Source organism: Trebonia sp. (assembly GCF_030042015.1).
Lineage (GTDB): Bacteria > Actinomycetota > Actinomycetes > Streptosporangiales > Streptosporangiaceae > Trebonia.
In genome coordinates this window covers 1-19,391 of sequence record NZ_JASIAL010000126.1, presented here as the reverse complement: position 1 = coordinate 19,391, position 19,391 = coordinate 1, and the positions used below count along the sequence as shown (strand labels likewise).

Below are 19,391 nucleotides of genomic sequence, written 5' to 3'. Positions count from 1 at the left end.
GAAGAACTCGCTGGTCTCGACGTCGAGGCCCTGGTCGCGCGCCGTCTGCGCGAGCACGGCGGCCCTGCGGTGCACCCGGCGGGCGATCGCGCTGAGCCCGTCCGGGCCGTGGTAGGCGGCGTACATGGCGGCGATCACCGCGAGCAGCACCTGCGCGGTGCAGATGTTGCTGGTCGCCTTCTCGCGGCGGATGTGCTGCTCGCGGGCCTGCAGCGCGAGCCGGTACGCGGGGTGGCCGTCCGCGTCGACCGACACGCCGACCAGCCGGCCCGGCAGCTGCCGCTTGAGCGCGTCGCGGACGCAGATGTAGCCGGCGTGCGGGCCGCCGAAACCCATCGGCACGCCGAACCGCTGCGCGCTGCCGACGGCGATGTCGGCGCCGAGCTCGCCCGGCGGACGGATCAGCGTCAGCGCCAGCAGGTCGGCGGCCACCGCCGCCACCGCGCCCCGGCCGTGCGCCGCCCCGATCGCGGGACCCAGGTCGCGCACCGCACCGCTGGCGCCGGGATACTGCAGCAGCACGCCGAACAGCTCCCCGTCCGGCTGCGCCGCGATCAGCTCGGGCGTGACCGGCGCGACGGCCAGCTCGATGCCGAGCGGTTCCGCCCTAGTGGCCAGCACCGCCAGCGTCTGCGGCAGGCAGTCGGCGTCGGCGAGGAATACCCGGCCCTTGCCGGTCACCCGCCGGGCCATGGTCATCGCCTCGGCCGCGGCGGTGGCCTCGTCGAGCATGGACGCCCCGGCCACCGGCAGCCCGGTCAGATCCTCGACCACGGTCTGGAAGTTGATCAGCGCCTCGAGGCGCCCCTGGGATATTTCCGGCTGGTACGGCGTGTACGCGGTGTACCAGGCCGGGTTCTCCAGCACGTTGCGGCGGATCACCGCGGGGGTGAACGTGTCGTAGTAGCCGAGGCCGATCATGGACACGCGCACGGTGTTGCGGTCGGCGATGCGCCGAAGCTCGGCCAGCGCCTCCTGTTCGGTGCGCGGGGCGGGCAGCGCCGCCAGGGACCCGGGCGGCTGCGCGGCGGCCGGGAGCGCGGCGGCGGCCAGTTCCTCCAGCGAGGCGTAACCCAGCCTGGCGAGCATGGCCTGCCGGTCCTCGGGCGAGGGCCCGATGTGGCGGTTCGCGAAAGCGGACAAATCGGCGGTCAAGGAGCCTCCCCGGTCGTCGGCTCCCCGTCTGTCACCGGTTCGGCTCCAGAGTGCCTAATCCCGCCCGGTCCTTGGTGCCTGAGAGGTTCCGGGGATTGTTGCCCCTTCGGCGCCCTGGCCGCGAAAATCGCGGCAAGGAACTCTCCCGGACGAGATAACTGGCTGTGCTGGCTAGTTTAGCGGACAAGACATAAACCTGTCTTGCCGCCGCGGCGGAATTGTTACGCGCCACTTGGCGCGAGCGCCTCGCGCAAAGTGGCGGGCGCGCGGCCACGGCCGCCGTCCGGCGCGACGGGCTCCGCGACTATCCCCACCTGAGGTTCCGGAACGACCGGCTGCCCCCAAGACTGCCCGCCACCAGCGCGACTGCCGGTCACCCGGCCGACACGGCCGCTGTCCGCTCGCCGACACCCGGTGACCCGGGTGCGGTCGGGTCAGGTCGGTGGAAGCGAAGCGATCCGCTCGCCGCACTGCGTCACGTCGTAGCCAGGCAGGTGGGCCAGTTGGCCGAGCAGCCAGGACGATGACAGCACCCGCAGCAGGCCCTGCACCTCCCGCGTCCCGGTCTGCCCAGCCGGGATGAGCAGGTCGAATCGTTCCGCGGTGAGCGGCACGAAGGCCAGGCCGTAGGCGAGGGCGGCGGGCTCGCTGGCCACACCCGCGTCGGCCAGCCCGGCCGCGATCGCCGCCGCCACCTCCAGATGCCCGGTCGCGGTGGTGTCGTACCCGGCCAGGCCAGGCCCGCTGACGCCGAGCCTGGCCAGCTCGCGGTCGAGCACGCACCTGGCCTCGGCGCCTGGTTTCCGGTTCACCAGGCGCAGGCCAGCGGACACAACATCGGCCACGTCACCGACCTGGGCTGCCAGCTCGGGCCGGAGCACGAGCCCCTCGCGCCAGGAGCAGAAACCGATCATGTCGGCGCCGTCGCGCAGGAGTTCCCTGGCCGGGCCGCTGTTGTAGTCGCCCGACTGGCCACGCAGGTGCGCTCCGGCCACGTGGACCAGCCCGGCCGCCGCGAGGTTGAGCGCCTCCCAGCTGGCGCAGGGCCACCACAGGAACTCCACTGGCGGATCGAGCAGGCTCAGCGGCAGCTCCAGCAGCGGCAGCGCGGGATCACAGCCGGCCACCACAAGCGTCGGCCGGTGCGGCCGCAGCGGGGTCACCTGCTGCGGCCCGCTGACCCGGCCGCTGGCCGGTGCGAACCCTGCCCTGGTCGCGGTGGCGCCCGACAACGGCAGTGCGACGAAGGACTCCCCCATCGGGGCGAGCGACACCCGGGTGCCCTTGCCGCCGAGGGGCGCCAGCGCGCGCACCGGCACCGACGGATCGGGCGTGGCCGGCCCGAACAGCTCTTCCACTGTGACGCCGAGCGCCCGGCCCAGCGCCAGCGCGACCCGCAGCGACGGATCGGACAGCCCGGCCTCGACCGCCGAGACCGCCTGCCGCGAAACCCGTGCCATCCCGGCAAGCTGCGCCTGGGAGAAGCCCCTGGCCTTGCGGGCCAGCCGCAGCCGCGCGCCGGCCCGCCCGGTGCCTGGCTGCTGCCCGCGGCCGTCGCCGGCGTTGTCCGGCCGGGCGGGCACGGCCTGCTGGTCCGGCGGACCGGCGACTCGATGCTGACCCGCCGCTCCCGGCCGCCCCTGGCCTGCTCGCTGACCGGTCATGGCGTGCAGCGATCGTGCACGCGCCGGCCAGGCAGCGTCGTCTGCCCGGCCGCTGACGGCCCGAACAGGGCCGGCCGCTCCCCCGGCGGGGCAGCGACCGCCGCGTACACGGCGAGATCACGGTGGTCATCGTCGATGTCGGCATTAAGCACGCGCGCTCCAGGCCCGTATGGATGCTAAAGCGATGATAACGAAAGTCCCGGTGGCCCCATCGATGGTCCCCGGTCGCCGGTATGGCCGTCTCGCTGGCCGTCACGCCAGACGTGCCGGATCACGTCGAGGTCCGGTAACCGCCTGCTCCGGCCAGACCGACACGGCCTCCGTGTCTGTCTCCACGCGGCAGGTGGCCCCGACGCTGAGGTCGGGCCCATCGAGGGTCCGGGCCCTGAGCTCGATTCCGCAGGACAACTCAACCACAACCTCCACCGTGCGGCCTAGGTCGACGACGTCGGTCACCCGGCCCTGACCGAGGTCGACGGCCGACCCGTCGGTGCCAGACGGCGGCGGTCCCGTGCGGACCCGGAGGGCTTCGGGCGGCACCTGCCACAGCAGCCGAGCGCCGGCCGGCAGACCCGCGGCGAGGCCGATCGGGAGGCCGCCACCTGGGACGCCGGCCGCGCCCTCGAAGAGGTTGTCGATGCCGAGCAGGCGACCGATCTCGGCCGAAGCGGGACGCTGGTACACGTCGCGGCAGCTCCCGGACTGGAGCACCTGCCCGTCGCTGACGACCATGATTTCGTCGGCGAGCATCGCCGCCTCCTCCGGGTCGTGGGTGACAAGGACCGTGGAGAGGTTGACGTCGCGCTGCAGGCGGCGCAGCTCCCGCCGTAGCTCGGCCCGCACCGGGGCATCAAGCGCGGAGAAAGGCTCGTCGAGCAGCACGACCCGGGGGTCTCCGGCGAGCGCCCGGGCCAGGCTGACCCGCTGGCGCTGCCCGCCGGAAAGCTGCTCAGGCAGGCGGTCGAGGAGGTCGTGGAGGTGGAGTGTCTCCAGCCACCAGGCGGCCCTGGCCGGATCCGCGTGCACGCCGAAGACCGTCTGCTGCCAGACCGTGCGTCCAGGGAGCAGGCCGAACCCCTGGGGGACGTAGCCGATCCGGCGCCGCTCGGTCGCGATGCGGCTCACGTCGGCGCCGTCGTAGGTCACGGTCCCGGCGCCCGGCCCGAGCAGCCCGGCGAGGACCCGCAGCGTGACCGACTTGCCCGAGCCCGACGGTCCGACGATGGCCAGGCGGTGGCCGCCTGCCGGGTGCGCCACCCGTAGCCGGAAGGTCCCGACGGTTGCGTCGATGTCGAAGCCCACCGGCACCGGCGACGTCAACACGGGAGCGACCGGTAGCGGGACCGGCCGTCGCCGAACGCGGGCTGTGCGCCGGACGTGGCCGAGGGAGATCGCCAGCGCGGCGACGCCGAAAGCGAGGATCGTCGGAGCCTCGTCCTGCGACAGTGGCGCGGAGGAGAACAGGTTGTCGACGTAGATTGGGATGCTGTAAGGGTGGTAGGCAAGGACCACGGTCGTGCCGTACTCCCCGAAGGCGCGCAGCCACATGAGAATCATCCCGGCCCGCAGGCCGTCCGCCGCGGCGGGCACGTCGACCCGGAGGAACCGGGCCAGCGGGCCGTGGCCGAGGGTGGCGGCGACGTCGTCGAGCGCCGGGTCGACGGCGCGGAAGGCGCTGCGGGCCACCACGATCAGGAACGGCGCGGAGACGAACGACTGGGCGATGATGAGCCCGTACATCGTCTGGGTGAGCTGCTCCCCCGACAGCTGGCCGAGGAACGTGTACGGGCCGACGATGTAGATCAGCAGGATGCCGCTGATGAGCGGCGGCACGGCCAGCGGGAGCTGGACGAGCACGAGGACCGCCGAGGAAAGCCACCCGCGGCGGCGGGCAAGGATATAAGCAAGCGGAATGCCGCCAAGCACCCCGATGAGCAACGTGATCGTGGAACTCTGGACCGACACTTCCAGGGCCGGCCAGAGCCCGGGGACGCTCCAGCCTTCGTCGCCGCGCTCGACGGTGACGCGGTAGACGAACGCCGCGAGCGGATATCCCAGGTAGAGGACCAGCAGGGCGCCGAGCCCGAGGAGCAGGCCCGGCGCCCTGCCAGAGGTCATGACTGGAACAGGCTCGCGAGAGCGCTCGGGACGCCAGAGCCAGTCAGCTTCGCCGGCGAGATGATCTCGAAGTTGTCAGCCTTCATCTCGGCTTGGCCGGTGGGGCCGAGCAGGAACTTGATGAAGGCCTCGGCCGCGGCCAGGTGGGGGGCGTTCTTGATCAGCGCGATCGTGTATTCGCCTGCCAGGTTGGTGCCGGTGAGCTTCACGTAGGGGCTGCCCTGGGAGTTGGCGTCGGCCTCGTACATGAACGCGGCGTCGAGCTGGCCGGTCTGGATGTCCGCCTCTTCGGGATCCTCGGAGTACACGTCCGACTGCTCGGTCGCCAGCGTCTTCAGCGCCGGCAGATTCTGCGCCGCCGCGGTCTCGTCAAGGGCCTCCACCGCCAGCACGCCTCCGGGGTCCTGGGAGGGGTCGGTCCGGCCGAGACGGAACCCGGGCAGTGTGATCACCTTGTACCACGGCATGGTCTGGAGGTCCTTGGCGAACTTGCTCTTGGGATAGTACCCGAGAACCTCCGGAGACGCGGCGAAGTCCGCGTACCAGGAGACCCAGTCACCGTTACTGGCACCCATGAGGCCGGCGACGTCCGCCGGCGAGGCGCTGACGAAGACGTCGGCGACGGCCACCTTGTCCTTGATGTCGGCCTCGAGGGTCCCCGACCCGTGCGAGGTGTCCACCAGCGTGTAGCCGGTCGCGGCGTGGAACGCCGGTCCGACCGTCTTGGTCATCAGGGTGTCCAGTGATCCGGCGGAGAACACGTAGACATCGCCGCTGGGCAAAGCGCTCGAGGTGCTGCTAGGCGAGCTGCTCGATGAGCTGCTGCAGGCAGTAGCGGCGAGCGTGAGGCAAGCAATGAGTGCGGACACGGCGAGCAGTGCGCCGCGTCGTTGAGCGAGGAGTGTCATTTGACTGACGATAGCCAACGGAGGTTGCGCACAGCAAGAAGACCTGTAGTCACAATGTGACTACAGAACGGCAGAATCGCCTGGAAACCGACGGCGCGCGCCGCTTGGCGCACTGTAACCCGATCTTGCGGGCCCGCCGTGTGGCGAGCTCGTCGGTGCCGGTGGCGATCAGCCCGTCTTCGGCGCGGACCGCGGGCAGTTCGGCGAGTTCACCGGCGACGTCCTGCCAGACGCGGCCGAGGGCGATGGCGAACACCCCCTGGCCTCCCGCCAGCAGGTCCACCACCTCGTCAGGCGAGGTGCAGTGGTAGACGCTCACGCCGTCGCTCATCAGCGTGACCTGCGCCAGGTCGTCGGTGCCGTGGTCGCGCAGGTGCCGCACCGCGGTCCTGATCTGCTGCAGCGATATCCCGGTGTCGAGCAGCCGCTTGACCACCTTGAGCACGAGGATGTCGCGGAAGCCGTACAGCCGCTGCGAACCCGATCCGTGGGCGGCGCGCACGCTCGGCTCGACCAGCCCGGTTCGCGCCCAGTAGTCCAGCTGACGGTAGGTGATCCCGGCCGCGGCGCAGGCCGTCGGCCCCCGGTAGCCGATCTCGGGGTCGCCGTCGAAGAGCGTGCCCTGCAGATCACCGGACCCACCCCTTGTTACCGACACGGCCACCTCCTGTGACTACCCCCGGCACTGGCACCGTAAGCCGCTCCGGCCTGGCACGTCAACGATCTCCCGCGGCGAGTCGCGACATTCGCGGCCAAGAGAGCGCAGGTGGGCCGGGCACTACGGGCTTACCACGGTCGGGCTCAGGCCGCTGACGTCGCCCGCTCAGGTCGAGCGGCCGAAGTCCTCTGGCGAGATCGTGTCGAGGAACTCGCGGAACTTCTCGACCTCGTCCTCTTGCTCGTCGGGGATGGCGACGCCGGCCTCGTCGAGGATCTCGTCGGAGGCGAAGATCGTCGCACCGGTCCGCAGCGCGAGCGCGATCGAGTCCGACGGCCGGGCGCTCACCTCCGCCCCGTTGGAGAAGACGAGGTCGGCGTAGAAGATCCCGTCCCGCAGCGCGGTAATGTTCACGGTGCGCAGCTGGACGTTCAGCACCTCGAGCACGTCGCGGAACAGGTCGTGGGTCAGCGGCCGCAGCGAGACCATCCCCTGCTGGGCGAAGGCGATCGCGGTCGCTTCCACCGCCCCGATCCAGATTGGCAGGTAACGGTCCCCCTGCGCTTCTTTCAGCAGGACGATCGGGCTGTTGGACGGCATCTCGACTCGGACGCCGACGACCTCCATCCGCCGCACTAGAGCTCCGTCCTCACACGCGCTAAGCGAGGCCAAGCGCACCGAACCACTCTTCTTGCCAAACTACACCCGTTACCGCCCGGAAGCCGAGCGCAGCCCCGGGGCTTCGGACGCTGTCGGATGTGTACCCGCGGCAGGCGCTCCCGATGCCAGTCCGGCCTCGCTAAGTCCGTTTTCGACCAGTGTCGCGTGCAGCCGCGCGATGTGCGCGGCGACGTCGCGGGCGGCCTGCAGGGCGGGCTCCCGGCTCCCCTTCTGCCGCGCGAGCGGCGCCGCCACCTGCTCCACCAGGGAGATCTCCCGGTCGGCGGCCGCCTTGACCGCGCGCAGGTGCCGCGGCTCGATGCCGTACTCGCGCAGCGCCACCGCCGACCGGACCACGAGGACCGCCTCGGTGCCGTAGTGACGGGCACGGCGCACCAGCCCGTAGTCCTCGAGTTCGGCGAGGATGCCCTCATCCGCCCCCGTCGCCTGGAGCAGCTCGCTGCGGGTCATCGCCTCGGGCTCGGGCGGGGCGACTCCCTCCATCGTGTCGAGCCGCTGCTTGATCACCCGCAGCGGCAGGTACTCGTCGCGCTGGGCGGTCAGGATGAAGCGCAGCCGCTCGACATCGGCCACCGCGAACCGCCGGTACCCGGATTCCGCGCGGGCCGGCTGGATCAGCCCCTCGGCCTCGAGGAAGCGGATCTTCGACGGGCTGATGTCCGGAAATTCCTGGCGCAGTTCGGCCAGTACCTGCCCGATGCCGACGCTAGCCCGGGCCGAGGCGTGTCCGCGGACGAGCCCGGGGCGCTGGCCGCCGGTCATGCGTAATCCTGCGCTCCAGGTCCGCGACGCCTGCCGACCTCCGGGCTGCGGGTCAGGAACAGCAGCCGGAACTTGCCGATCTGCACCTCGTCACCGCCGACCAACCCGGCCTCCTCGATGCGCTCCCTGTTCACGTACGTGCCGTTCAGGCTCCCGACGTCACGCACGGTGAAGTGGTCGCCTGACCGGTAGAACTCGGCGTGCCGCCGCGACACCGTCACGTCGTCGAGGAAGATGTCGCTGTCCGGGTGGCGCCCGGTGCTCGTGAAGTCGTCGTCGAGCAGGAAACGGCTGCCGGCGTTCGGACCCCGGAGCACGACGAGCAGCGCGGTGCCTGGCGGCAGTGAGTCGGCGACCGAATAGTCGGGGGAAGGCTCGTCGACGTATTCGGGCTCGCCGCCGAGGACAGGAGAGATCACCGAGGTGGTCTCGCCCGGCCGGTCGGAACCGCCTCCGGCGCCACCCCAGCCCCGCTCCTGCGGTGAGCCCCAGCCGCGGTCGGCGGCGGCGCGGCTCAGCGGGGCGCCACAGTGCGAGCAGTACCTGGCCCCGACCGGATTCGGCCGGCTGCACCGGGAACAGTACACACCTGGCATGGCTCCACTCGGCCTCCCCTCACCCGGCGTGGCGCCTTCGCGCAGCATCGCGTCGGGCGACGCTGCCAAAGGTACCTGTGCGGAGGGGTGCCGGTCCATGCGCCACGCGAACAGCCCGCGCTTGCCGCCTCGTTCGCGACGTTTCCGCCACACAGCCGCTTCACCTCCCGGTCACGCGCCAGCTGCTCACCTGCGGTGCGCGTGGCCGTTTACCATGCATCGCAAAATCTCTACGTCTGCGTAATTAACACAGATTACCTGAGGACGGGGCCATAATTCGCGCGTTGTTACAGGGATCGCCGCAAGTCTGCGCCGACTGGGACGCCAAGACAAGTCTGGGACTCCTGGTATGTCAATGCTTACCGCGAGTCACCATCCGCGCATGGTCCTGTTCGCCAGCTCGTTCCGGCTGGCTAACTGCTCGGCCTGCTCGACCACGGCGGCCCACTGGTCGAGCAGCAGCTGCGCCGAGTCGGCGTCGGTGCCCTCAGCCCACAGGTGCGTCACCGCGTCGGCCGGGTCAGGCAGCACCAGTACCCAGCCACGCTCGGGGTCCGCGATCCGGACCCCGTCGGTCGTGTCGACCGGGTTGTCGCCCGCCGCCTCGACCACCGTGCGCATCACGCTGCCCTTGGCCGCCCACGGCGTCGGCACCGACCGCCGCAGCAGGTGCGCGGGCGGGATGCGCGCGTCGATCTGGCTGAGCGTCAGCCGGGTGCGCGCGACCAGGCCAAGCAGGCGGACGAAGGTGGCGATGCCGTCCACGGTCCGCCCGAACTCAGGGACCACGAACCCACCGCGCCCGTCCGCCGCGAAGATCACGTCGGCGCGGGCCGCCGCGCTGGTCAGCGCGTCCATCGACGTGGGCGTCCAGTCCACCTGCACGCCGTGGAACCGGCAGACCTGCTCGGCGACCCGAGTCGTGGTCACCGGCAGCGCGACCCGCCCGTGCCGCCGCTCGGCGGCCACCAGGTCGAGCACGACGAGCAGCGCGCGCTCGTCGCTGACCAGCGCGCCCTTCTCGTCCACGAGGTGGATCCGCTCGCCCACCGGGTCGAAGCGCACGCCGAAGGCCGCCTTGGAAGAGGACACGACCTCGGCGAGCCGCTGCAGCCCGGCCCGCTGCTGCGCGACGTTCTGCGTCGGCGTCACCTCATCAAGCCGGTTGTTCAGCGTGTGCACCTCGACGCCGATCCGGCCGAGCAGCGTCGGCAGCACCAGGGACACCGTCCCGCCCGCGCAGTCGGCGACCACCTTCAGGCCCGCGCCGCGCACCCCGGACAGGTCGACGCAGCGCAGCAGCTCGTGGGTGTACCACTCGACGACGCGCGGCGGATACGAGAGCTCGGCGATCTCGCCGGGGAACGCCCGCCGGAACTCCTGCCGGGAGAAGACCCGCTCCAGCCGGCGCTGTGCCGCCTGGGACAGCTCGGCGCCCTGCTCGTCGAGGAAGATGATGTCGATCGACTGGGTGTCGCCCGGCGTGGTGCGCAGCGCGATGCCGCCGCTGTAGTTGGCGCGCGCCGTCTCGAACCGCGCCACAGGCAGCGGCAGCGCCTCCAGGTCCATCACGTTGATCGCGGAGGCATTCAGCGCCCCCTGCACGGCCCGCTTGAGGGTGCGCGCCGCCCGCGAGACGTCGCGCGAGGTGGTAACCGTGGATCCCTTCTTGAGCATGGTCGCGTAGGCGGACGCCAGCCGGACGCAGAGCTCAGGCGTCACTTCCACGTTGATGAGGCCAGAGACGCCCCGCTGGCCGAACAGGGTCCGCTGCCCGCGCGACTCCCACACCACGCTGGTGTTCACGACCGCGCCGGCCTCGATGGTCTTGAACGGGTAGACCTTCACCCCCGCGGAGATGTAGGCCTCAGGCTCGACAACGCACTCGTCGCCGATGACCGCGGTCTCCTCGATCCGCGCCAGCCGCATCACGTCGGTGTTCTTGCCGACCACGCAGCCGCGCAGCGTGGTGCCCTGGCCGACGAACACGTTGTTGTGCACGACCGCCCGGTGGATGAACGCGCCCTCCTTGACCACCACGTTGGCGCCGATCACGCTGTACTCGCGCAGATGCGCGCCGGCCTCGATCTTCGCGTAGTCGCCGATGCACAGCGGCCCGGTCAGCACCGCGTCCGGGTCCACGTCCGCGCCCTCGGCGACCCACACCCCCGGCGAGACCTCGAACCCGGCGATGTCGGTGCACACCTTCTTGTTCAGCACGTCGGCCTGCGCCTTGAGGTAGCTCTCCAGCGTGCCGACGTCCTCCCAGTACCGGTCGGACACGTAGCCGAACAGCGGCGCGCCGCGCGCGAGCAGCTTCGGGAACACGTCGTGCGACCAGTCCACCGACTCCTTCGCCGAGACCTCGGCGAGCACCTCCGGCTCCATGATGTAGACGCCGGTGTTCACCGTGTCCGAGAACACCTGTCCCCAGGTCGGCTTTTCCAGGAAACGCTGGATCTTGCCGTCCTCGTTGGCGATCACGATGCCGAACTCCAGCGGGTCGGGCACCCGGGTCAGCCCGACGGTGACAAGCGCTCCGCGGTCCTTGTGGAAGCGGACCATCTCCGACAGGTCCATGTCGGTGAGGGCGTCACCGGAAATGACGAGAAAGGTGTCGTCCCGCAGCTCGTCTTCGGCATTCTTCACGCTGCCCGCGGTGCCGAGCGGCATCTCCTCGGTCGCGTACTGCAAGGACATGCCCACGTCCTCGCCGTCGCCGAAGTAGTTCCGCACCAGCGCGGCGAGGAACTGCACGGTGACGACGGTTTCCGTGAACCCGTGCTTTTTGAGCAGGCGAAGGACATGCTCCACGATCGGCCGGTTAGCGACCGGCAGCAGCGGCTTAGGCTGGTTGGCGGTCATCGGGCGAAGCCGGGTGCCCTCTCCGCCTGCCATCACGACGGCCTTCAAGACGCAGCCGCTCCTTTCACCAGGTCACGTACCTGGGTGACATACAACATGGCAGCCCACCAGTACAAGGCAGTACCCCAGATGGCGAACGCCCACCCGATCACGCGGACGACCTCCGCGGCGGTCCCGCCGTGCGCGCCGAGGAAAAGCATCGGGAACGCGTACATAAGGCACAAGGTCGCCGCCTTGCCGACGAAGCTGACCTGCAGCGTGCCGTACGGGGTCCGCCGCCGCAGCACGAGCAGCGCCATGCCCACGCAGAGCTCGCGGGCGGCGATCGCCGACAGCAGCCACCACGGGATGATCCCGCGCACCGCCAGGGCGATGATCGTGGCGGCGATGTACAGCCGGTCGGCGGCGGGGTCCAGGACCTGGCCGAGCCTGCTGGTCTGGTTGAGCATCCTCGCCAGCTTCCCGTCAAGCCAGTCCGACAAACCCGCGAGCGCGAGGATCCCCACCGCGACGAGGTCGGCCTCCGTGGTCCGCGGCCCGATGACCAGCCACAGGAAAACGGGGACGCCCGCCAGCCGCGCGGCGCTCAGCGCGTTCGGCCAGGTAACAATCCGGTCACCCACGATGCGATCCTAGTGGAGCCGTAATACATTGCCCCGCCGGGTGGCGCACTTAACCGTTCAATCGACGGCAAACTTCTGGTGTCGGGAGGAAAATCAAATAATTATCCCGAACGGGCCGTCGCGCCTGCTCAGCCCCCGTTTTCGCGCGGAGAACGGGGGCGGCGTGAACGCGACCGGCCCGGGGTTCCCCGCCCTGCGGTCTCGTGGCACGATGAGCGTCGAACCAGGGCATTCCATGCGAGGGGACTTCAGCCAGGGCACGCATGATCGTGGTGGGCGGCGGCCTAGCCGACGCTCGGCATCTGGTCCGACGGCGACCGCTACCTGGATGGCGCGCGGATGCGCGCCTCCGGCGACCTCGTCACGGGGCCGTGGCGGTACGCGGAGATCGCCGGCGCCAGTCACTGGATACCCCTGGACGCACCGGAGCCGCTGAACGACCTGCTGCTGGGCTGGTTGTCCGGGAATTCAACCTAACCGCCCCATTACGCGTCATAAGTCAGAAGCATCCCAGCAAAAACGGGAGGAACAATGTCGCGCAGGATGGCCTGGACCGCGGGCGGGGTCGTCGCCCTGCTCGCGATGAGCGTGGCGACGGCGGCGAGCGCGACCGCCGGGCAGCGGCCGGCGGCGGCGCCGGGCTGGCACATCGTCAAGTCGGTGCAGACCGACCTCAACGGGGACTTCACCGCGGTGGTCGCGACAGGCGCGACGACCGGGTGGGGGTTCGACGGGATCGGGTTCAGCTCGGCCCCGACGGCGTGGGAGCGCAGCGGCGGCACCTGGAAGAAGGTGGCGTTCCCGGGCAAGACCGGTGAGAAGGTCGACGTGGCGGCCGCGTCGTCGCCGTCGAATGTCTGGGCGGTCGACAACGTCAACGGCGGGGAAGCGCAGGTGGTGCGCTGGAACGGCGCGAAGTGGTCGGTGGTGAAGGTCTTCGCCGACGAGATCAACGCGATCTCGGTCCTGGCGCCTGACGACGTGTGGGTGTTCGGGGTGCTGGCCGTGCCGCACGTCGTTGCCGCGCTCGGGGTGTGGCATTACAACGGCCACACGTGGTCGCAGGTCGCCAAGAACATCTCGGGCGGCAGCGCGCTGTCCGCGACCGACGTCTGGGGGTTCACCGGCACGAGTGTCGAGCACTGGAACGGCCACACGTGGAAGGCGACCTCGGTGAGCGCCCTGCTGCCGCCGAAGCAGAGCACCGGCCTCAACCTCCCGCAGGTCGTCGCCATCCTCGCGCTGTCGGACAGCAACGTCTTCGCGGTCGGCAACGGCAACCAGGAAGACGACGGCGGCCCGGTCGTGGTGCTGCACTACAACGGTCACAGCTGGGCCAGGGTCGCCCGGGGCCTGTTCGGGTTCGGCCCCGAGTTCCAGCAGGTCAGCTCCGACGGCGGCGGCGGGCTGTGGCTGGCCATGACGGGCCCGGCGGAAGGCGGCGCGTCCTCTCTGCTGCACTACGCGGCGGGCAAGCTGACCAAGGCCGCGACGCCGGGCAAGGCAGGGACGCTCACGACCGACGCCGTCGCCCAGATCCCCGGCAGCACGCAGCAGCTGGCCGGCGGGTTCACCCACGCGGTCGGCAACCTCGGCGCAAACGTCGTCGCCGTGCTCCTGCAGTACAGCTGACCTCGACACCTCGGGAGAACATATGCAAGGCACGCGTGTTTCCATCGTGGCCGCCGTGGCCGGGCTGCTGGCGATCGGCGGGGCGAGCGCGGCGGCCGCCGTGCCGCGCGCGGCGGATCCGAGCTGGCGCATCGTCGCGAAGGTGAAGACCGACATAAGCGGGGAATTCACCGCGATCGCCGCCACAGGGAAGACGACCGCCTGGGCGTTCGACGGAACGGGCAGCACGATCGCGCCGCGGGCGTACCAGCTCAGCGGGGGCAAGTGGAACAAGGCGCCGTTCATCGGCAAGCTCGACGAGCAGGTCATCGCGGCGGGCGCGACGTCGCCGTCGGACGTGTGGGCGTTCACCCAGGGCTTCGGCGCCGCCAAGTCCCGGGTGCTGCACTGGAACGGCGCCAAATGGTCGGTGGTCAAGACGTTCGCCGACGAGATCGGCGACGCCGCGGTGCTCGCGGCCACCGACATCTGGGTGTTCGGGCAAGCGGCGTTCCCGATGCAGCCCGCGCTTGGCGTCTGGCACTACAACGGGAGCACCTGGACACAGGTCAGCAAGAACCTCCAGGGCGGCAGCGCGCTGTCAGCGACCGACGTCTGGGGGTTCAGCGGCGTTGACGTGGAGCACTGGACCGGCGGCAAGTGGGTCGCCACGTCGGTCAAGAAGCTGCTCCCGCCGGTGATCCCCGGCCCGCTCAACGACCCGCAGGTGACCGGCATCTTCGCCTACTCCGACAGCGACGTCTACGCGCTCGGCAACGGCGTCGCCGAGGACGAGGGCGGCCCGATCGTTGTCTTGCACTACGACGGCCGCACCTGGGCCAAGGTGGCCGAAGGCCAGTTCGGGTTCGGCCCAAGCCCGCAGATCAGCACAGACGGCACCGGCGGGCTCTGGCTGCCGATGCAGGGCCCGGTGGCGGGCACGTCGTACCTGCTGCACTACGCGGCGGGCAAGCTGACCCCGGCGGTGCTCCCGGTCGGCGTGCACGAGATCACGATCGACTCGGTCGCCCGGATCCCCGGCACCACGGAGCAGCTGGCCGGCGGGTCCACCCATGCCGCTGACAACCCCGGCACCGACGTCGTCGCGGTGCTCCTGCGGTACAGCTAGTCCGGCTCGGTCAGCCGCCGACGCGGGTCGCGTCGCCGAGGATCGCGATGAGCGCCGCCACCGCCTCCGCGGCGTCCGGCCCGTCGGCCGACACGGTGACCCGCTGCCCGCTGGTCGCGCCGAGGCCCAGCACGCCGAGCACGCTCTTGGCGTCGACCGTACGGGTGCCCGCCGTGACCGACACGGCGGCGGCGAACCGGCAGGCCGCCACGGCCAGCGCGCCCGCCGGCCGGGCGTGCAGGTCCCCTTCGAGCGTGATCGAGTCAGAGCTTGCGGGCATGCCACGCCTCCTCCGCCGCCTCGGCGACCGCGGTCAGGTTCGCTCCGGCGGCGGCGGTCACCGTGGCCGCGACCGCCCCCTCGACGAACGGCGCGTCGGCGAGCACCACGCTGGCGCCCGTCAGGTCCGCGAGCAGCGCCCGCACGGTGAGCACCGCGCTGCCAAGGTCGGGCAGCACGAGGACGCCCGCGCCCGCCTCGGCGCTGTGCAGGGCGCGCGCGACCTTGTCCGCGCTCGTGCCCAGGCCGCCGTCGTCTGTGCCGCCGGCGGCGAGCACGGTGACGGTCCCGCCGCCGACCTGCGCGGCCAGGTCCGCGGCGCCTTCGGCGAGCCGGGCGCTGTGCGAGACAAGCACGATCCCTACCTGTGGCATGGGCATATCCTGAGTGTTTTCCGGTCTCGCTGAATGTGTGTCCTGAGCTGAACCGGCGCCATGCGGGATTTGTCCCCGGTTGCCGCTGTCCTGACGGCAGAAACCCGGAACAAATTCAAGCGCCTGGGGGCGTCAGCTGGCATGGCGGTCCGCCGCCTTCGCGGCCGCCTCGGCGGCGTCGGTCTGCGCGATCCACCGGGCGACCTGCGGCACCCGGGCCGCGCCGACGCTGAGCGTGCGCACGCCGGCGCCGAGCAGCAGCGGCAGCACCTGCGGGTCGGCCGCCGCGTCGCCGCACACCGACACCGCGATGCCCGCCTGCCGCGCGGCGCCGACGACGTGCGCGATGAGGGTCACCACGGAACGCCGCGACGCGGCGGAGGGATGGAGCGCGCCGCGCTCGCGGCCAAGGATGTCGGCGGTGAGGTCGTTGGTGCCGACGGAGAAGAAGTCCGCGTGCGCCGCGAAGTCCGCCGCGGCCGCCGCGGTGGCGGCCACCTCGACCATGATGCCGAGCGGCGGCGGGTCGGTCCCGGCCGCCATCGCGGCGCTGGCCAGCTCGGCACGCACGTGCCGCACCTCGTCAAGCGTGCGGACCATCGGGATCATGACCGCCAGCTCGGTGGCCGCCCCGGCCGCGATGATCGCGGCGAGCTGGTCGCGCAGCGCTCCCGGCGCCTGCAGGAGGGCGCGCAGGCCTTCGGCGCCGGGGAACGGCGGGATCTTGTCGCCGGAGAAGTCCAGCAGCCGAACAACGGCCCGCTTGCCCGTGAGCAGGGCGAGCACGGGCGTCAGCCGGGCCAGGTGCTCGTCGCGAGACGGCCAGGCGCGGACATGGGTGAACGGGATCTCGGTGCGCAGCAGGCCAACGCCCGCCGCGCCGCCGGCCAGGCCGAGCCTGGTCTCGGCCGCCGAGGCGACATTGCACAGCACGGTGACAAGCTCGCCGTCGGCGGTATGCACGAGGCCCGGACCAGCGGTCGCCGTCGGCGCGCTCCGGGGTCGCGGCGAGACTCGCGCGAGGTCGGCGGGGGGCGGGTCCACGACGAGAGCCGCCGTCGCCGTGTCGAGGATCGCCGGGTGCCCGGCGGCCGCGCCGAGCACCGCCTCGCCGACGCCGGCCAGCATGGGCAGGCCGAGGCCGCGGGCGATGATCGCCGCGTGCGAGCTGGGTCCGCCGCCGACCGACACCGCGCCGACCAGGCGGCCGCGGCCGTCCCCGCCGTCCCCGCCGTCCCCGACCGCGGCATCGCCGGCGAGACGGATCAGGTCGGCGGGGTCGACCTCGCGGCGCACCAGGATGAACGGGCCGTCTGGTGGTGGCGGCGGCACGGCCCCGGTCAGCTGCTCGATGACCGCCTCGGCGACCTGGCGCACGTCACCGGCCCGCTGGGCGAGGTCGGGGTCGGGCAGCCCTTCGAGGATCGACGCCTGGGCCTGCGCGGCCTCGCGGACGGCCCGCGGCGCGGGTGTGCCCGACCGCACGGCGTCCAGGGCGGGACCCGTCAGCGCCGGGTCGGCGGCCATGAGCGCGCCGATCCGCACGATGTCGGCGTCCCCGTCGCGTCCCGCCGCGCGGAGCCGTTCGGCCAGCGCCGCGCGCGACGCCGCGACGGCCGCGAACGCGTCCCGGACCGTGGGAACGCCGGCGGCCGGCCCGTCGCTGACGAGCGCCGCCTTGGCCGGCGCGTCGCCCTGGTATACCTCCCCCGCGGCGGCTCCCCCGGAAACTGGCGTTCCCCGGTACCTGGTCATCGCGTGGCGACGTCTCGCAGCGCCGCGAGGATCAGCGCGGTGGAGGCGGCGCCCGGATCCTCGTGGCCGACGCTGCGCGGGCCGAGGTAGGAGGCCCGGCCCTTGCGCGCCTGCATCGAGATCGTCGCGGCGGCGCCGGCCGCGGCCGCCTCGGCGAGGGCGGACAGGGCGTCGGCCGCCTGCGCCCCGTCCGCGATCGCCTTGCCGAACGCGCGGGTGGCTGGCGCCAGCGCGTCGACCATGGTCTTGTCTCCCTCGCGGGCCCCGCCTAGCTGCTGCACGCCGGCCAGGGCCGCCTCCAGGGCGTCGGCCAGCGACGGCAGGTCCACGGTCACAGCGGCCCCCAGGGCCTTGCCGGCGCGGCGGAAGGCGACGCCGTACAGCGGCCCGGACGCCCCGCCCACCGTGGAGATCAGCGTGCTGCCCGTCAGGGTCAGCACCGCCCCGGGGTTGGCGGGGGCGTCGGAGGCGCCCGGGGGGCCCTGGGCGCCCGGGGTGGCGGGGGCGTCCGTCTCGGCCGGCCCCTCGAGCGCTGCGGTCACGGCGGCGAAGCCGCGGGCCAGGTTGACTCCGTGGTCGGCGTCGCCGATCGCCGCGTCGAGCTGGGTCAGGTGGTCACGGTTCGCCTCGATCACCCCTGCGGCCGAGACGATCCACGCGCGAAATACTGCAGTGTCCATGGGACCTAGCGTCCCCACCTCAGGGCGGGTGTGTCCACTGGTGCGTCCCACAATCTGGTCAGCGCGGCGGTCAGCCCGCAGACCGTGACCGAGAAGCCCTGCATCTCCAGGCTGGTGATGTAGTTGCCGACGAGGTTGCGGGCGATGCGCCCGCCGCGCGCCCCGATGCAGGAGGCGACCTCGCGGTACATGACGTAGAGCTCGAGCAGCGGCGTCCCGCCCATGCCGTTGACCATGACGAGCAGGTCGCCGTCCAGCGGGATGTCGGCGGCGATCGCGTCGAGCGCCACCGCCGCGAGCTCGCGCGCGGGCCGCATCGGGCCGCGGTGGCGGCCGGGCTCGCCGTGGATGCCGATGCCGAGCTCGATCTCTGAGTCGTCGAGTTCGAACGTCGGCTTGCCCGCCGCCGGGGTGATGCACGGGCTCAGCGCCACTCCGAACGACCGGGACCGCTCGTTCACCTCCCTGGCCACCGCGGCGACGGCGGCCAGGTCCGCGCCTGCCTCGGCGAGCGCGCCGGCGATCTTCTCCACGAACACCGTCGCGCCCACCCCGCGCCGTCCCGCGGTGTACAGCGAGTCCTCGACCGCGACGTCGTCGTTGACGATGACGCTGGCGACCTCGATGTCCTCATCGTCGGCGAGTTCGGCGGCGAGCTGGAAGTTCAGCACGTCACCTGTGTAGTTCTTCACCACGTGCAGCACGCCCGCGCCGCCGTTGACCGCCCGGGTCGCCAGCAGCATCTGGTCAGGCACCGGGGAGGTGAACACCTCGCCCGGACAGGCCGCGTCGAGCATGCCGTACCCGACGAACCCGCCGTGCAGCGGCTCGTGCCCGGAACCGCCGCCGGACACCAGGCCGACCTTGCCGGCCTGCGGCCCCCCGGCGCGCAGGATCACCCTGTTCTCGACGTCCACCGCCAGGCCCGGGTGCGCCGCGGCCACCCCGGCCAGCGCGTCCGTGACCAGGGTGTCGGCAGAGTTGATGAGCTTCTTCAAGACGTCGCTCCGCTGACTCGCTGTTCCGACCTGTGTTCGTCCGCTGGCACCTCGGAGGCCGCCGACGACCTCCCCGATCAGGTAGCCGGGGACCTGTCCCCAGTGCACCGACCCGGCGAACGCGTCCTGCATGAAGACGGCACCACGATAACGCGCGGGGTTGATCGCGGCCCAGGTCGCCGGACCGAGGATGACGACCGCGAACACCACCGAGCCGATCGCCTCGATCAGCGTCGCCCGGCCGAACCCCATCGCCGCGGAGTGACCCCGGGTTGATGTGCCCGTCAAGCGGCTGCGGCGCGGGTACCGTGGCAGTCGCCACGGTCCGTTCGGGATAAATGGGTTATTTCATGGCAATCGTGACGGGAATCGACGCCTGCAAGAGCGGCTGGGTCGCGGTCACGCTGTCCGGCGCCGCGGTGCGCGCCAGGACGGCGCCGGACCTGGCCGGGCTGGGCATCGAGGGCCTCGCCGGCATCGACATGCCGCTCGGGCTGCTCGCGGACGGCTGGCGCGCCGCCGACGCGCTGGCGCG

At 71.7% G+C, this 19,391-nt stretch carries 20 protein-coding genes and 1 riboswitch; of the genes, 4 read left to right on the top strand and 16 right to left on the bottom strand.

What is annotated here, in order from left to right; all coding sequences use genetic code 11:
• From Q1N79_RS06285 to Q1N79_RS06235, 11 genes are all read right to left on the bottom strand, one after another.
• Positions 1 to 1,155, bottom strand: a 1,155-nt coding sequence (locus Q1N79_RS06285; protein ID WP_367185034.1) for a glycine dehydrogenase, incomplete at its 3' end; no start/stop codon positions are given.
• Positions 1,156 to 1,210: 55 nt separating this feature from the next.
• A riboswitch (glycine riboswitch) is annotated at positions 1,211 to 1,313 on the bottom strand.
• 276 nt (positions 1,314 to 1,589) lie between these two features.
• Entirely contained in the window at positions 1,590 to 2,738 is a 1,149-nt protein-coding gene (locus tag Q1N79_RS06280) for a substrate-binding domain-containing protein (RefSeq protein ID WP_300605506.1), read from the bottom strand.
• Positions 2,739 to 2,815: 77 nt separating this feature from the next.
• Positions 2,816 to 2,971: a hypothetical protein gene (locus tag Q1N79_RS06275; RefSeq protein ID WP_300605504.1), complete on the bottom strand. Its 156-nt coding sequence runs from the start codon at positions 2,969 to 2,971 to the stop codon at positions 2,816 to 2,818.
• A 100-nt stretch (positions 2,972 to 3,071) separates the two neighbouring features.
• Entirely contained in the window at positions 3,072 to 4,937 is a 1,866-nt protein-coding gene (locus Q1N79_RS06270) for an ATP-binding cassette domain-containing protein (protein ID WP_300605502.1), read from the bottom strand.
• Entirely contained in the window at positions 4,934 to 5,719 is a 786-nt protein-coding gene (locus tag Q1N79_RS06265) for an extracellular solute-binding protein (RefSeq protein ID WP_300605500.1), read from the bottom strand. Before Q1N79_RS06265 ends, Q1N79_RS06270 begins: the two co-directional genes overlap by 4 nt.
• A gap of 175 nt (positions 5,720 to 5,894) precedes the next feature.
• Complete coding sequence (locus Q1N79_RS06260) at positions 5,895 to 6,503, bottom strand: MerR family transcriptional regulator (RefSeq protein WP_300605498.1); 609 nt, start codon at positions 6,501 to 6,503, stop codon at positions 5,895 to 5,897.
• A gap of 165 nt (positions 6,504 to 6,668) precedes the next feature.
• Positions 6,669 to 7,139, bottom strand: coding sequence for a bifunctional nuclease family protein (locus Q1N79_RS06255; RefSeq protein WP_300605496.1), 471 nt, complete (start codon positions 7,137 to 7,139; stop codon positions 6,669 to 6,671).
• A gap of 72 nt (positions 7,140 to 7,211) precedes the next feature.
• Positions 7,212 to 7,946 (bottom strand): MerR family transcriptional regulator, encoded by a 735-nt coding sequence (locus Q1N79_RS06250; RefSeq protein ID WP_300605494.1) that lies wholly within the window; start codon positions 7,944 to 7,946, stop codon positions 7,212 to 7,214.
• Positions 7,943 to 8,542, bottom strand: coding sequence for an FHA domain-containing protein (locus Q1N79_RS06245; RefSeq protein WP_300605492.1), 600 nt, complete (start codon positions 8,540 to 8,542; stop codon positions 7,943 to 7,945). The genes Q1N79_RS06250 and Q1N79_RS06245 overlap by 4 nt, the downstream gene beginning before the upstream one ends.
• Positions 8,543 to 8,911: 369 nt before the next feature.
• The gene (locus Q1N79_RS06240; RefSeq protein WP_300605490.1) at positions 8,912 to 11,455 is read right to left on the bottom strand and encodes a mannose-1-phosphate guanyltransferase; all 2,544 of its coding nucleotides are present in this window, start codon (positions 11,453 to 11,455) and stop codon (positions 8,912 to 8,914) included.
• Complete coding sequence (locus tag Q1N79_RS06235; RefSeq protein WP_300605488.1) at positions 11,452 to 12,030, bottom strand: CDP-alcohol phosphatidyltransferase family protein; 579 nt, start codon at positions 12,028 to 12,030, stop codon at positions 11,452 to 11,454. The genes Q1N79_RS06240 and Q1N79_RS06235 overlap by 4 nt, the downstream gene beginning before the upstream one ends.
• 339 nt (positions 12,031 to 12,369) lie before the next feature.
• Between Q1N79_RS06235 and Q1N79_RS06230 the strand changes: the two genes are divergently transcribed.
• The 3 genes from Q1N79_RS06230 to Q1N79_RS06220 are packed head-to-tail and all read left to right on the top strand — an operon-like array spanning position 12,370 to position 14,770.
• On the top strand, positions 12,370 to 12,507 hold the full coding sequence (locus Q1N79_RS06230) for a hypothetical protein (RefSeq protein WP_300605486.1): 138 nt from the start codon (positions 12,370 to 12,372) through the stop codon (positions 12,505 to 12,507).
• A gap of 54 nt (positions 12,508 to 12,561) precedes the next feature.
• Positions 12,562 to 13,662 (top strand): hypothetical protein, encoded by a 1,101-nt coding sequence (locus tag Q1N79_RS06225; RefSeq protein ID WP_300605484.1) that lies wholly within the window; start codon positions 12,562 to 12,564, stop codon positions 13,660 to 13,662.
• 22 nt (positions 13,663 to 13,684) lie between these two features.
• Positions 13,685 to 14,770 (top strand): hypothetical protein, encoded by a 1,086-nt coding sequence (locus tag Q1N79_RS06220; RefSeq protein ID WP_300605482.1) that lies wholly within the window; start codon positions 13,685 to 13,687, stop codon positions 14,768 to 14,770.
• Between the two features lie 10 nt (positions 14,771 to 14,780).
• Here Q1N79_RS06220 and Q1N79_RS06215 read toward each other — a convergent pair whose 3' ends face one another.
• The 5 genes from Q1N79_RS06215 to dhaK form a co-directional block, all read right to left on the bottom strand.
• The gene (locus Q1N79_RS06215) at positions 14,781 to 15,050 is read right to left on the bottom strand and encodes an HPr family phosphocarrier protein (protein ID WP_300605481.1); all 270 of its coding nucleotides are present in this window, start codon (positions 15,048 to 15,050) and stop codon (positions 14,781 to 14,783) included.
• The gene (gene dhaM, locus Q1N79_RS06210) at positions 15,034 to 15,423 is read right to left on the bottom strand and encodes a dihydroxyacetone kinase phosphoryl donor subunit DhaM (RefSeq protein WP_300605479.1); all 390 of its coding nucleotides are present in this window, start codon (positions 15,421 to 15,423) and stop codon (positions 15,034 to 15,036) included. The genes Q1N79_RS06215 and dhaM overlap by 17 nt, the downstream gene beginning before the upstream one ends.
• Before the next feature lie 132 nt (positions 15,424 to 15,555).
• Positions 15,556 to 17,178 carry a putative PEP-binding protein gene (locus tag Q1N79_RS06205; RefSeq protein ID WP_300605478.1) on the bottom strand — a complete coding sequence of 541 codons (1,623 nt, stop codon included), beginning with the start codon at positions 17,176 to 17,178 and terminating at the stop codon, positions 15,556 to 15,558.
• A complete protein-coding gene (gene dhaL / locus Q1N79_RS06200; protein ID WP_300605477.1) occupies positions 17,175 to 17,858 on the bottom strand; it encodes a dihydroxyacetone kinase subunit DhaL in 684 nt (227 codons plus the stop codon). The genes Q1N79_RS06205 and dhaL overlap by 4 nt, the downstream gene beginning before the upstream one ends.
• 5 nt (positions 17,859 to 17,863) lie before the next feature.
• On the bottom strand, positions 17,864 to 19,108 hold the full coding sequence (dhaK, locus tag Q1N79_RS06195) for a dihydroxyacetone kinase subunit DhaK (protein ID WP_367185033.1): 1,245 nt from the start codon (positions 19,106 to 19,108) through the stop codon (positions 17,864 to 17,866).
• An 86-nt stretch (positions 19,109 to 19,194) separates the two neighbouring features.
• On the opposite strand from dhaK, the gene Q1N79_RS30565 reads away from it, so the two are divergent.
• Positions 19,195 to 19,391, top strand: a 197-nt coding sequence (locus tag Q1N79_RS30565) for a DUF429 domain-containing protein (RefSeq protein WP_367185032.1), incomplete at its 3' end; no start/stop codon positions are given.